General features: G+C 47.9%; 13 protein-coding genes and 1 riboswitch. Of the genes, 9 read left to right on the top strand and 4 right to left on the bottom strand.

The window, feature by feature from the left end:
• The first annotated feature begins 3 nt into the window (after positions 1 to 3).
• On the top strand, positions 4 to 1,437 hold the full coding sequence (locus tag MKX30_RS21300) for a PTS transporter subunit EIIC (protein WP_028541013.1): 1,434 nt from the start codon (positions 4 to 6) through the stop codon (positions 1,435 to 1,437).
• Between the two features lie 192 nt (positions 1,438 to 1,629).
• On the opposite strand, the gene MKX30_RS21295 is transcribed toward MKX30_RS21300, so the two are convergent.
• Together MKX30_RS21295 and MKX30_RS21290 are read right to left on the bottom strand one after the other, a co-directional pair.
• Positions 1,630 to 2,121, bottom strand: a complete 492-nt coding sequence (locus MKX30_RS21295; protein ID WP_028541012.1) for a DinB family protein — start codon at positions 2,119 to 2,121, stop codon at positions 1,630 to 1,632.
• A gap of 134 nt (positions 2,122 to 2,255) precedes the next feature.
• Complete coding sequence (locus MKX30_RS21290; protein ID WP_023986992.1) at positions 2,256 to 2,870, bottom strand: superoxide dismutase; 615 nt, start codon at positions 2,868 to 2,870, stop codon at positions 2,256 to 2,258.
• Positions 2,871 to 3,391: 521 nt separating this feature from the next.
• Here MKX30_RS21290 and MKX30_RS21285 point away from each other — a divergent pair.
• The 7 genes from MKX30_RS21285 (at position 3,392) to MKX30_RS21255 (ending at position 8,927) form a co-directional block, all read left to right on the top strand.
• A complete protein-coding gene (locus MKX30_RS21285) occupies positions 3,392 to 3,817 on the top strand; it encodes a GNAT family N-acetyltransferase (RefSeq protein WP_023986994.1) in 426 nt (141 codons plus the stop codon).
• 131 nt (positions 3,818 to 3,948) lie between these two features.
• On the top strand, positions 3,949 to 4,533 hold the full coding sequence (gene lepB, locus MKX30_RS21280) for a signal peptidase I (protein ID WP_023986995.1): 585 nt from the start codon (positions 3,949 to 3,951) through the stop codon (positions 4,531 to 4,533).
• A gap of 93 nt (positions 4,534 to 4,626) precedes the next feature.
• A complete protein-coding gene (gene rnhA, locus MKX30_RS21275; protein ID WP_023986996.1) occupies positions 4,627 to 5,064 on the top strand; it encodes a ribonuclease HI in 438 nt (145 codons plus the stop codon).
• 95 nt (positions 5,065 to 5,159) lie between these two features.
• Positions 5,160 to 6,908: a tRNA epoxyqueuosine(34) reductase QueG gene (gene queG, locus MKX30_RS21270; protein ID WP_028541010.1), complete on the top strand. Its 1,749-nt coding sequence runs from the start codon at positions 5,160 to 5,162 to the stop codon at positions 6,906 to 6,908.
• A 105-nt stretch (positions 6,909 to 7,013) separates the two neighbouring features.
• Positions 7,014 to 7,268 carry a YneF family protein gene (locus tag MKX30_RS21265; protein ID WP_013308742.1) on the top strand — a complete coding sequence of 85 codons (255 nt, stop codon included), beginning with the start codon at positions 7,014 to 7,016 and terminating at the stop codon, positions 7,266 to 7,268.
• 54 nt (positions 7,269 to 7,322) lie between these two features.
• Complete coding sequence (gene folE, locus MKX30_RS21260) at positions 7,323 to 7,916, top strand: GTP cyclohydrolase I FolE (protein WP_013308743.1); 594 nt, start codon at positions 7,323 to 7,325, stop codon at positions 7,914 to 7,916.
• A gap of 165 nt (positions 7,917 to 8,081) precedes the next feature.
• On the top strand, positions 8,082 to 8,927 hold the full coding sequence (locus tag MKX30_RS21255) for a lipoate--protein ligase family protein (protein WP_341063440.1): 846 nt from the start codon (positions 8,082 to 8,084) through the stop codon (positions 8,925 to 8,927).
• Between the two features lie 20 nt (positions 8,928 to 8,947).
• Here the strand turns inward: MKX30_RS21255 and MKX30_RS21250 are convergent, their stop codons facing one another.
• Positions 8,948 to 10,327, bottom strand: a complete 1,380-nt coding sequence (locus MKX30_RS21250) for a Fe-Mn family superoxide dismutase (RefSeq protein WP_340981570.1) — start codon at positions 10,325 to 10,327, stop codon at positions 8,948 to 8,950.
• Positions 10,328 to 10,580: 253 nt separating this feature from the next.
• Positions 10,581 to 11,618: an alpha/beta hydrolase gene (locus tag MKX30_RS21245; RefSeq protein ID WP_023987001.1), complete on the bottom strand. Its 1,038-nt coding sequence runs from the start codon at positions 11,616 to 11,618 to the stop codon at positions 10,581 to 10,583.
• 298 nt (positions 11,619 to 11,916) lie between these two features.
• On the opposite strand from MKX30_RS21245, the gene MKX30_RS21240 reads away from it, so the two are divergent.
• Complete coding sequence (locus tag MKX30_RS21240; protein ID WP_023987002.1) at positions 11,917 to 12,660, top strand: IclR family transcriptional regulator; 744 nt, start codon at positions 11,917 to 11,919, stop codon at positions 12,658 to 12,660.
• A gap of 155 nt (positions 12,661 to 12,815) precedes the next feature.
• Positions 12,816 to 12,928: riboswitch (TPP riboswitch) on the top strand.
• Positions 12,929 to 12,948 lie beyond the last annotated feature (20 nt).

Raw genomic sequence — 12,948 nt, 5'->3', positions numbered from 1 at the left:
TAGATGGAAGCAAAAGAAAAGCAGTATAAGCAAATTTCTCAAGAAATTTTAAAATATATCGGTGGTGAAGAGAACATTATCGGTGTGGCCCATTGTGCCACAAGATTAAGAATTGTACTTGAGGACAATGAAAAAGCGGAATTAAAAAAGATTGAAGATATTGATCTGGTTAAAGGCGTTTTCATAGCGGGGGACCAACTGCAGATCATTTTTGGAGCAGGGTTGGTCAATAACATCTATGCCGTGTTCTCCAAACTGACCGGAACAGAAGATATGTCATTAAGTGATGTCAAATCGAAGTCCGCACTAAAGCAAAATCCTTTTCAAAAAGCCATTAAATCGCTGTCAGATGTCTTCATTGAGATCATGCCGGGAATTCTTGCCGCCGCATTGTTAATGGGGATAACCGGGCTGTTAGGTCAGAAGGGGTTATTTGGTCCTAAGTCGATTGTGGAGATGTATCCAATTTTTCAAGGGATCAATCGCTTTGTTCAAATCGTTTCCACGGGTATTTTTACAATCCTGCCGCTGCTTGTTGTTTATTCCGCAACCAAGAGATACGGCGGTCGTCCTATTCTGGGGCTTGTGCTGGGTGCGATTATGCTTCATCCGGCACTGGCAGATGCTTTTGAGGTAGCTAAAGGAAGTCAAAATCCGGAATCGATCAGTCTTTTCGGCCTTCCCGTACAGTTGGTTGGATTTCAGGGCGGTATTATTATTGCTCTAATGATGGGATATGTGGTAGCCAAGTTGGATCAGTTTTTTAACAAAAAGGTTCCAGACATGATTAAACTATTTTTGGCTCCGTTGCTGACGGTCTTTATTTCTTCCCTGCTATTGTTTACGATTATCGGCCCTCTTGGGCGAGAGCTAGCCAGTCTGGTCACCGTTTCGCTGCTTTGGATGACGCAAAACCTTGGGATATTCGGTTTTATGTTTTTTGCAGGCATTCAGCAGATCATTGTTATTACAGGCTTACATCATGTTATGGGTGCGGTAGAAGCGCAGCTGTTAACCGATACAGGCAGAAATTTTATCAACCCATTGGCATCAGTAGCTTTGATGGCTCAAGGGGGCGCCGTTTTGGGGTATATTCTTTTGAATCGCAAAGACACCAAGGTTAAAGAAATGGGTTACTCTGCATTCGGGTCTGTACTTTTTGGAATCTCCGAACCAGCGATCTTCGGGGTCACTTTAAAGTATAAGTTCCCCCTGATTGCTGGATGCCTTGGAGGAATGATTGCGGGAGCATATGTATATTTAAGCAAGCTGACAGCCATAGGATTCGGAACCACGGCTCTTCCTGGCTTTGCAATTGCAGCGTCAGAGAACCATGGTCATATGAATTATCTCATCGCTCATCTTATTGCCCTGTTATGTGGAGCATTATTTACATTGGCTTACGGTGCTATCAAGAGCAAGAGGTCAACACTCTGAACCAAGAGAGTATTGATAAGTTGAATAACTTAATCAGTTACAATCAGGCTTTATGAAAACGGTTAAAAGAAGAGAATATGCGTGGAATGGACAAGAGAGTATAGATGAAAAAGTAAAAGAGCCGTCCTCAGTCGTTAAAAAAGACCGAGGACGGCTCTGAGTCACATGAATATACTTGTATGTTCGTTAAAGCTAATCGATGCCACCATCGCTTTCAATTAGCCCTTTGCCGATTACATTGGCCGAAACCGGAGGCTTGCCTAGCTCCCGAGACCATATGGACAACTGCCCAATATGGTGGATTTGGTGGGCGATGACATGACGCATCACCTCGCCCCAGGCATCAATTACAATCCTGCCGTCCGGGAGGTGATCTTCAAACCTTTTCCGTTCCAGACCATCATGCCAGGCGAGCACGAACGGCTCGACATCGAGTCGAAACTTTGCATCCAGCTCACGGACTTTGTCGAGCGTATCATACAGAGAGAAGTCCTCCTGAAAGTCGGGTTTGCCCTGAATCGTTTGAATCCAGCTCCACTCCACATCAACGATATGAAAGAGTGTCTTTAGAATGCTGCCGACTCCGCCGACGCGTTGTTTCAGTAATTCCTCCTGCGACACCTCTTCACACCAGCGGTACCATTGTTCCCGAATCATCCAGTTGTAACGAAAAAAAGTCTGCATCCATCAACCTCCAGAGCTGTATTTGAGAATCATCTCCACCAGTTTACCATGGAATGCCAAAAGGGCTGTCTCATTCGTAGAAAATCTACTTTTGAGACAGCCCTTTATTATAGGATAGAGATGTTGTTACTGGCTTATTTCTTTGCAGCCGCGTAACGTTTGTTTACTTCATCCCAGTTGATTACATTGTAGAATGCTGCAATGTAGTCTGGGCGTTTGTTTTGATATTTCAGGTAGTAAGCATGCTCCCAAACGTCCAGTCCAAGTACTGGAGTCAGACCTTCGGACAGCGGGCTATCCTGGTTTGGAGTGCTAGTGATCGCCAGTTTGCCATCTTTGCCGACAACCAACCAAGCCCAGCCGCTACCAAAACGTGTTGTAGCTGCTTTAGTGAAGTCTTCTTTAAATTTGTCGTAGCCGCCCAGCTCGTTGCTGATTGCTTCAGCAATAGCACCTGTCGGTTGTCCACCGCCGTTAGGACCGATAACTTCCCAGAACAGGCTGTGGTTGTGGTGTCCACCACCGTTGTTGCGAACCGCAGTGCGGATGCTTTCAGGAACGCTGTCCAGATTGGAGATCAGATCCTCCAGACTTTTGCTTTGCAGTTCAGGAGCGCTCTCCAGAGCTGCGTTTAAGTTCGTTACATATGTGTTATGGTGACGATCATGGTGAATTTCTACTGTCAGTGCATCAATGTGCGGTTCCAGTGCGTCTTTTGCGTAAGGAAGTTCTGGTAATTGAAATGCCATAGTAAAATCCCTCCTGGTTATATGGTTGGGTAAGTGTTCCTATGTAATAATACCCTCGACAGTTATATTAAACCGCATTCAGCCTATTTAATCAACATTTTTGTTTGTAAAATAGCAAACTGGGCAATACGGCCTGGTAGCTAGCATGTCCAAAAACCCGATTGGAATACATAATACCTAGGTAATAAGAGGTGAATTGTGAACATTGAAATGTAAACGCTTTATATACAGCGCTTACATGAGAAAAAGGGATGTATTCCATCAAAAAGTATGGTTTAATGGTCAAGGAAGCAGAAATTTCGGCTTTTTTGTCGTCTGCTATAATCTGTCATGTCTATGACATGACGAACTTGAGGGCATACACCCTTTTCCTGTTCTTCATTTCATATATAGCAGATCGTATGCATTTTTATCATAATGCCTTGTGATTAACACCATGATAAGAAATTTAAGGATTTATGTAAAAATGACGGTGCTGTCTCAATTTTTTTATTATGCTTACGAAAAGGGAGATATTACTTATGCACGTTCGTTCCTTTCAATTAAGTGATGTGAACTCAGTAACGGAACTCATGCAAATTGCCTTGTCAGAGGAGTGCTACAAAGAGACGGTGAGTGCGTTTGCCCGTCAGCTTTCGTGGGATTCCGGTTTGATCATCGTTGCAGAAGAAGAGGGTGAGATCGTTGGTGCTTTGATCGGCACGATCGATCAGAATGATGGTTGTTACTATCGTATCGCTATTCACCCGGATCGTCGTCGGATGGGAATCGGCAAATCGCTTGTGGAATCCATGGAGCAGCGTTTTCAGCAACGTAAGGTTAGCCGTATTTGGGTAGCAGGGGACAAGCATAACAGTGCGGCCATGCCTTTGTACGAAGCGATGGGCTATGGAGCAAGCCAGATTTTACAGGCTTTTCAGAAGCTGAGTATTTTGGCGCCTCATTAATCGGGAATCGAAATAAAGAGAATTGAATAACATTAAGTATAATATTTACATTTAGAGCATATCTGAGTAACCGTTGCAATCGGGTACGGGATATGCTTTTCTATTTATAACAGGGTTAAGGAGGTTTAATCATGGACGCTTTGGCTCCTTCGCCAGGCCCGCTTCCCTCGCCGGAAACGTCCAAACCAGCAGGTCACTCTGGTTACATACGCGATTGGTTAGTCACCCTTCTGATTGCCATGGTCGTCTTGCTGCTTCTGAACCTGTTTGTATTTAACTTGTCCACGGTCAGAGGACATTCGATGCAGCCGACGCTAATGGAAAGCCAGCATTTGTTCGTCAACAAGCTGGTTTATAATTTTCATGATCCGGGCAGGGGGGACATTGTGATTTTAAAAGATCCCGATTCCAAGCTGTCGAGTCCAAGATTTTTAGTGAAAAGAGTCATAGGTATTCCCGGAGATGTAATCCGAGTTGAACATAATCATTTGTATGTGAACGGTGAACTGCTAAATGAACCTTACACCAACTCTGACGTGGAGGATGGTGATTATGGTCCTTTTACGGTGGAGCCGGAGCACTTTTTTGTCATGGGAGATAATCGCCATATTGCAGCGAGCAAGGATAGCCGCTATTTTGGAAGCATTAAATCTGAAGATTTACTGGGACGTGCAGAATTTATATTTTGGCCGATATCTGAGTGGAAATGGCTATAGAGCAACTAAAGTCTGAAATTAATGCGGAACACGTCCGAACCGATCAGGACCATGACGGAGCAGGCGGTTACCGATTAGGAAAGGAAGAGGATGATGAAAGAAGTGATGGTATATACCGACGGTGCTTGTTCGGGAAATCCCGGTCCTGGGGGCTGGGGGATTGTTTTGCTGTATGGGGAACATCGTAAGGAGCTGTCGGGTGCCGAGAAAATGACGACAAACAACCGTATGGAGATCAAGTCCGTGATTGAAGCACTGAAGCTGCTCAAGGAGCCTTGCCATGTGAAAGTACATAGTGACTCTGCCTATGTCGTCAATTGCTTCAAACAGGGCTGGATTAAGAATTGGCTTCGTAATGGCTGGCGCAACAGTAAAAACCAGCCAGTGGAGAACAAGGAACTATGGGAAGAATTGTGGGAACTGATGGGTAAGCATGAGGTTGAATATGTGAAGGTTAAGGGGCACAGTGACAATGAACTGAATAATCGCTGTGATTTTCTGGCGACCAGTGCTGTTAAAAATTTACGGTAGCATCTGCTGCTATTTTCTGTTGAAATTTGAGATATGAGAATTTTGCAAATCCTCATATCTGTAATGATAAAAAGTGGAAGAGAGGTGAGTATCGGATGCAACGCGGATTGACTCAGGCGGCTGCCGGAACCGCTTCGACTTGGGCTTCGCTCAAGCAGGAAATTATTGAGGCAGCTCCAGGGCTGGGTATCGACTCCATCGGGTTCGCATCCGCCGACCCCTTTCTGTCTCTGAAAGCTATATTGGAAGAGCATCGTGCGAAAGGCTATGAATCCGGCTTTGAAGAGCCAGATATTGATAAGCGGATCTACCCGGAGCTGTATGGCTCACAGCCTGCATCTCTGATTGCTATTGCGGTGGCGTACCCTTCCAAAATGAAGGACCCGCCGAAGTCGGACAAGGGGAAGTACCGTGGTATTTTGGCACGTTCAGCCTGGGGGAAAGATTATCATCTGGTACTACGCGAAGCGATGGAAAAGCTTGAGGCTTTTATAAGTGAGCGGGTACCTGATGCCATATTGAAAAACATGGTGGATACCGGAGAATTGTCGGATCGAGCCGTTGCGGAACGCGCAGGGATTGGCTTTAGCGGCAAAAATACGATGATGATTTCACCGACGCTGGGATCATGGATTTATCTAGGTGAGCTGTTGACGAACATTCCTTTCCAGCCAGATGAACCGGTAACGGATGGTTGCGGCGAGTGTACCAAATGTTTGGATGCCTGTCCTACGGGCGCGCTTGTGGGTCCTGGACAGCTGAATGCCCAGCGGTGTGTGTCCTTTTTGACGCAAACGAAGGGCTTTCTGGATGAGGAGTTTATGCGGAAGATAGGGAATCGGCTATACGGATGTGATACCTGCCAAATGGTATGCCCCAAAAATCGGGGTCTCAATTGGGATCACCATCCCGAGCTTACACCCGATCCTGAAATTGTGAAGCCGTTGCTGCTGCCGTTATTGGATTTGAGCAACCGTGAATTCAAAGACCGATTTGGACAAAGTGCGGCGGCTTGGCGGGGGAAGAAGCCCATTCAACGCAATGCAGTCATTGGACTGGGCAATTTCAAGGATATCAGCGCGGTGCCCAAGTTAACGGAGGTTTTATTGGATGATCCGCGTCCCGAGCTACGAGGCACGGCGGCGTGGGCTTTGAGTCGAATAGGAGGGGAGAACGCTATGACAGCGATCAAGCAAGCATCAGAGAAGGAACAACATGAGCAAGTACGCGAAATGATCGCGCAAGCGCATTCCAAACTAGAGGAACAAGAGCAGGCAGAACAGCAAAAGGCGTCTGAATTACCAAAATCAGAAGTAACGGCCGGAGATTCACAGGGTCCAACCACCATTTATTATGATGAGATGGAGACACCTGTGGGCACGTTGACGCTGTGCGCTACGGATCGGGGGCTGTGCCGAATAGACTATGGCGTTTTTCATGCAAAGGAAGCACTGCTTCAGCAATGGGCCCGAACATGGATTGGGGAATATGTCTATGTGCAGGAGCCGGAAAAACTGCGCGAAGCCGCGGACCAACTGCGTGAATATTTTGCGGGAGAACGACGGGAATTCAGTATAGCCTATGATTTGAGAGGCACTCCTTTTCAAGAGCAGGTATGGCGTGCATTACAAAATATTCCGTACGGACAAAGTGTGTCCTACAAAGATATTGCAGAATCGATCGGACGAGCCAAGGCGGTACGTGCTGTGGGTGGAGCCAATAACAAAAATCCGTTACCCATTCTGTTTCCATGTCACCGGGTATCGGGTGCAAACGGAAGTTTGGTCGGTTATGCTGGAGGCTTACCAGTCAAGACGAAGCTGCTGGATTTGGAGAAACAATAAGGACATATGTTTGCAAAAAGTGATTTGCTAGCTGTCCCATGTTTTGCTATGATAGGTTCGTGCAATTCAAGATGTTTCATATAAATATACAGAGGTGACGACTTCGTGGTGTGGAATATTGTCATTCCGATTATTACCCTGATTGCTGGTTTGGTTGGGGGATTTTTCATCGGTGCTTATTATCTTCGTAAACAGCTTGAAAAGATGCAAAACGACCCTGAAACGCTGCAAAAAATGGCCAAACAGATGGGTTACAACCTGAATGGGAAACAAATGCAAAAAGCCCAGCAGATGATGAAGAACCAACAGTTCTCCAAAAATCAGCCTGGTCCGCGTAAAAATCAGGGCCGTCGGAAATAATGAGCAACGTGAGCACGGATGCCGCATGAGGTTGCTGCATAGAGGAGGATTACTGTGGCTGGCGTAAAAGATTATATTAACCGCAAAGCTGCGGATAACCGGGATAAAATCGAGTACCATGTGGAGCAGATTTTACAACTGATCGGTGAGGACCCCAAGCGTGAAGGGTTGTTGGAAACACCGGCACGCGTTGCGCGCATGTATGAGGAAATATTTGCGGGTTATGAGGTTGATCCCCGGGATGCGTTGGGTGTGACATTTGACGAGAATCACGAGGAGCTTGTGATCGTGAAGGACATCGTCTATTACAGCCAGTGTGAGCACCATATGGCTCCTTTCTTCGGAAAAGTGCATATCGGCTATGTACCCAGCGGCAAAATTGTAGGACTGAGCAAGCTTGCACGCCTGGTAGAGGCAGTGACCCGCCGATTGCAGGTACAGGAGCGTATTACATCACAGATCGCTGATATTTTAAATGAAGCGGTCTCCGCTCACGGGGTTATGGTGGTCGTGGAAGGCGAGCACTTGTGCATGTGTGCAAGAGGTGTCAAAAAGCCTGGTAGCAAAACGGTAACGTCTGCGGTACGCGGTACGTTTCGTGATGATGCAGCGCAGCGCGCAGAGTTTTTGTCGCTGCTCAAGGATTGATCGAACATCGCAAGACGTTTATGTGATGAACAAAAAAAGGGTGGTTTACGCATAGGCGTAGCCACCTTTTTTTGTTAACATCAGAAATAGAGACGACGGGATAGCTGCCTTAAAATTACGATTTGCCTATGGATAACAGTTATTTTTATAGATAGGGGATAACGTATGGAGAATGTACATAGATCAACGGAAAAAACAACAGCTTTGCCTGAGTTACAGTGGTTTGAAACGCCACTCGCGGCCACTCAGGAGAATGTTTTGTCTCCGCTGGCTTGGGAGGAGCTGGCTTGTCGGCAAGTAGGGAAAGGAGCTACACCCATTTTGCATCTATGGCGGCATCCGTCAGCGCTTGTGATCGGTCACCGGGACCGCAGGCTTCCCTACGCCCCACAGGCGATGGAACGAGTGCGCAACGCGGGAACCTCGGTATGCGTACGCCCCTCGGGTGGAGCAGCCGTCATGCTGGACAGAGGGGTACTGAACCTGTCCTTAATCCTGCCGAATCCACAGCGGGCCATCAGCCTGCATGAGGATTTTCGGCTCATGGCAGCGCTAATTGCCGATGCGCTGGTTCCGTGGTCTGGCGAGGCGCAGACCGGAGAAATCCTCGGGTCCTTCTGTCCCGGGGATTACGATGTCAGCGTCCGGGGCCGCAAGTTTTGCGGCATTGCACAGCGGCGCCAAGCCAAGGCGTATATCATCACAGCCTTCGTGATGATTGAGGGCAGCGGTGCAGAGCGTGCACAGGCGGTGCAGCATTTCTATACAGAGGCAGCCGGGGACACATCGGCAGGCGTGCAGCAGCAGGATTACCCCCGGGTGAATCCAGCAACGATGGGTAGCCTGGCAGAGCTGGCTGGAGTGCCGTCTGTTGAGGCGTACACGGCATCTCTGCGCCGTGTCGTTGAGAGCCGGACAGCCATTTTACCTGCCGATGGCTGGGTGGTACAACCGGAAGGATTGACCGAACAAATGGCAGCGCTCAGAGAGCGATACGATTTGCAGGTGTAGTTTTTCTTTAGCTTAGAAGCTTAGAAGGGTTGCCATCTCAGTTTGGAGGCTTGATCGTAGCGCGCTTCCACTTCAGGCCAGTTAACGACATGCCACCAATCCTCAATGTATTTGTTACGCTCATTTTGATGCTTTAAGTAATATGCATGTTCCCATACATCTATCGCCAGCAGCGGAATGGACTCCCATTGAGTCAGATTCTGGTGCTTTTCGGCCTGCAAAATTTCAAGCCGTCCCGCGCGTGGACTCCATACCAGGATAGCCCAGCCGCCACCCTCGACCTTTTCGGCTGCCGAACTGAATTGCTTTTTGAATGCATCGTAGCTGCCAAAATCCTTTTTAATCTGTTCAGCCAGCGGTCCGCTTGGGTTTCCGCCACCTTTAGGACTCATGATCGTCCAAAAAAGAGTATGCAGATAATGGCCTGCGCCGTTGAATGCCAGTTCTCGTTCCCAATGTTTTACGAGGTCAAAATCACCTGTTTTTCGGGCTTCTTCCAGCTTCTTTTCCGCTTTATTCAGGTCATTCACATAGCTCAAATGATGCTTATCATGGTGAATACGCATCGTTTTCTCATCAATATACGGTTCAAGCGCATTATAGGGGTAAGGGAGCGGCGGTAGCCGATGTCCCCCAATAGGAACCGAGCGGCCGATTGAGGTTTTTTCCGTTGCCGAAGGTTGTGCCTGGCTGGACTTGACGCTTTTAGTCGTCCATGCGCCTTCTCCCCTTATGCCTGCCTGCCGTTCTCGAAACGCTTCCTCTGGGTAAATCTCACCCTCTGCCGCTACATGATACAACCTAGCAGCCCTTGCGATGGAGCCAGGTTCTTGAAAGGGGGTTGTCGAGATTAGGAAATATTGGCTTTCATGTGCCGCGTGTAATACAACTCCGGCAGATTTTGGCTGCTGACGCAATGCATGACTGTGCTCGCTCAGCAGACCGAGCTGTCGTACATACTCCTGTGACTGACGGTTTGCGGTTTGCAGCAAATCGTCCAGTCGACGATTTAATTCTTGTGAGTCAGGCTGAGAGTTTAAGGCTGACTCTGACAATGGCATCTTTACAGATGATGATGCGTCTAATCCCCTTGACTGTTTTGAATGTCCAGTGAATTCGTGTGTATGTGCTTGTGGAGCAGCCGACATCTGTTTCCATTCCTGATGCCACGCCTGATCTGCCGGATCGAGTACGCTCCGTTGCTCTTCTAGCAACTCTATGGCGGTGCGTTCCGTCTGTTCGAATACAGTCCGCCAATCATCCAGCAACCGTACATAAGTTGGCTCCAATCCCTCGGTAGCGGATTTAATCACTTCCACATGCCAACTTTCCTGCTGCTTCCAATGCCGAATTTCCTCCAGCACACGTAAGGGCAGGAAAGACCCATAAGTACTCAGCATCGTTTTTTTACCTCCCGTATCCTACTATGGCTATCCGGCGGATCTGGCAGATCTGCCCTGGATGCATACGTACCCAGTATATTCGCTGTCTCATCAGGAATATGTCTATGAACTCCCTTAATCCGGTCACATCTGTTACGTAAAACAATGAATACCCATGGAAAACGAAAAAGAAGCCCAGCTACGGCACGGGTTAAGTGTCCATAGGCAGGCTTCTTCCAGGCGAAGAATAGAATACAGTTCTTCGAAAAATTTACTTCGTAGTCGTTTGTTTGTGGGCATCAGCGATGGTTTTCTTGTCCTCCAGCTCCTGTACACTGCTTAGAAACGTCGATACCCGTCGCAAATATTCACGAGGGTGCTCTCTGAAAATAAGCTCATGTATCCCGTTTTTAACAATCCATACACTGGAAAGCGGGTTGGTTTGATTGGCAGCGAGCTTTTCCGCAATAGGATAAGGAGCTTTTTCATCCTGTGTACCATGCACAAACATGATCGGGAACGGATAGTTTTCCTTTTTAACTTCCTGATATGGAATTTGATGCAAGCTGGTTCCGTTCAAGACTGGAAACAGCAACTCCAGAATTTCCAAAGACGGATGTCTTGGCAGATTAATTTGATTGTGAATGTTATGGTACAGCGTATCTGGCTCCAGCAGGAAGGTGCTGTCCAAAATCATTGCGTCCACATCCTTGGTTTGCAAGCCCGCCTGAAGAGCGGTTCCTGCCCCCATGGAGAAGCCCCATACGATAATCTCCGACGAGCCGCGTTGCTTCGCAAGCTGAATTGCTCCGAGGAGCTGTTGGGATTCTGCTTTGCCTCCGGTTGCGACTGCTTTGCTGTTTTGTGACGCAAATCCATAATCGAACATGACCACATTAAAGTTCAAACTGTGGGCATAATGCGCCAGATCATACATGGGAATCCAGCTTTCTTCGCGGTTAGCCCCATAGCCATGACTGAAAATAATCGTTTTCCGCGATTGATCCGCCGGGATATACCAGCCTTGTACCATGCGGCTACCATCCTTGGCAGGGAAGCTGACTTCCTCATAAGGCATGCTTTTGGCCTGCATCGGATTAGAGTACAGTGGTGCAACGGTGGGATTCGTAAGTACCCATGCGATGTAAGCATGCAAGGCAATAAAACAAAACAACAGAAAAAAGACGACCGACAGCAGCAGAGCAATCACAACGTGCTTGAACCGCAGCAGACGGGGATTAAAGAGTGGGGTGGACGGCTCCTGAACAGCGGTCTGTAGCTGAGCGTTGCGCTGGGATGTCGAAATCATGTAAGAGCCTCCTTATATAAAATTGATCTTCGTTTCATAGAATTTAGGTATAATTCCACTTGAAAATAGTAGTGTAGATCCGTATAGATACCTATTATCGTATGATGGGGATTATCCAAAGTCAACGCCTGAACCGGAAAAGTAAAAATGATGCAAAGAATTGTCGATGTTTGTTCTCGTTCTGTAATATGGTTGTCACAAAAACATCGGTTTACAGTAGCCGCGACTATTCTATATAATTTATGTAACCATGTTTCATAGTGTGAAACGAATATGGATACAAGAGGAGCGGTTCACGATGGAAGACCGTAAATTAACCGTTCGCGCTGTAGAGCGTGCACTTGATATACTGCTGTGTTTTACCGCAGATTCGGATCTTGGCCTGACGGAGATTGCCTCCAAAATTGGTCTACATAAAAGCACGGTTCATCGGCTGCTGACTACGTTGGAGGATCGGGGCTTTGTCGTTCGGAATGCCGAAACGGAAAAATATCGACTTGGCTTCCGCATTTGGGAGCTATCCACGCACTTGTCCCAAAGCGACGAGCCGGCGGTGTTGTTACAGCCTGCAATGGAAGGACTACGTGATCGTCTGGGCGAGACGGTCAGCTTGTACTTACGTGACGGCAGCATGCGTATTCGCATACAAGCCGTGCAGAGCAATCAGGCGATCCGCAGGGTTGCGCCTGTAGGTGCGCGTATGCCGCTGGCTGTAGGGGCCTCCAGCAAAGTGCTGGCAGCCTTTATGCCGCCGCAGGAGCTGGAAGCCCTGCTAAGCGGGGATGAATGGCCGTCCTCAGTAGACCCGGAGGTCTATAAAGCCCAGCTGCAGGACATTCGCGAGAAGGGCTATGCGACCAGCTATGAAGAACGGGAGCCAGGGGCTGCTGCTGTGGCTGCCCCAATTGTAAACCGGAAGGGACAGGTCACTGCGGCTTTATCTGTATCCGGTCCGGTCAGTCGGCTTGCACCCGAGACGCTACATGACTTTGCTCCGATTTTGATTGAAGCGGCGAAGGAAATGGGGCTTATGCTTCCGTAACAAGAATGAACACAGTTGAAGCAAGCAGAGTGATTTGATGGGGAGCGTCTCCTTGGTAAAGGGAACCTAGAAGGGTTGCCAAAGCCATAAATTTAAAGTAGTCTGGTAAGGATGGCGGGATATCTGTTATAGCCGCCTCATGTGAATAGAAGTATCACAGTTACTGGGGGAGCCTGTAATGCCGGGCTGAGATGGAATCGTGCAAGATTCCGGACCCTTTGCACCTGATCTGGATCATACCAGCGTAGGGAAGTAATCGGCCATTGAAATGTATACGCGGCTGCTGTC

The organism is Paenibacillus sp. FSL P2-0173 (assembly GCF_038008045.1).
Classification (GTDB): Bacteria; Bacillota; Bacilli; order Paenibacillales; family Paenibacillaceae; genus Paenibacillus; species Paenibacillus polymyxa_B.
This window is presented reverse-complemented; position numbering and strand designations above follow the sequence as displayed.

Coding starts and splice junctions, on each gene's coding strand:
- MKX30_RS21300 (WP_028541013.1), top strand. CDS start 4: ATGGAAGCAAAAGAAAAGCAGTATAAGCAAATTTCTCAAGAAATTTTA.
- MKX30_RS21255 (WP_341063440.1), top strand. CDS start 8,082: ATGGAGAATGTACATAGATCAACGGAAAAAACAACAGCTTTGCCTGAG.
- lepB (WP_023986995.1), top strand. CDS start 3,949: ATGGACGCTTTGGCTCCTTCGCCAGGCCCGCTTCCCTCGCCGGAAACG.
- MKX30_RS21295 (WP_028541012.1), bottom strand. CDS start 2,121: ATGCAGACTTTTTTTCGTTACAACTGGATGATTCGGGAACAATGGTAC.
- MKX30_RS21290 (WP_023986992.1), bottom strand. CDS start 2,870: ATGGCATTTCAATTACCAGAACTTCCTTACGCAAAAGACGCACTGGAA.
- queG (WP_028541010.1), top strand. CDS start 5,160: ATGCAACGCGGATTGACTCAGGCGGCTGCCGGAACCGCTTCGACTTGG.
- MKX30_RS21240 (WP_023987002.1), top strand. CDS start 11,917: ATGGAAGACCGTAAATTAACCGTTCGCGCTGTAGAGCGTGCACTTGAT.
- rnhA (WP_023986996.1), top strand. CDS start 4,627: ATGAAAGAAGTGATGGTATATACCGACGGTGCTTGTTCGGGAAATCCC.
- MKX30_RS21285 (WP_023986994.1), top strand. CDS start 3,392: ATGCACGTTCGTTCCTTTCAATTAAGTGATGTGAACTCAGTAACGGAA.
- MKX30_RS21245 (WP_023987001.1), bottom strand. CDS start 11,618: ATGATTTCGACATCCCAGCGCAACGCTCAGCTACAGACCGCTGTTCAG.
- MKX30_RS21250 (WP_340981570.1), bottom strand. CDS start 10,327: ATGCTGAGTACTTATGGGTCTTTCCTGCCCTTACGTGTGCTGGAGGAA.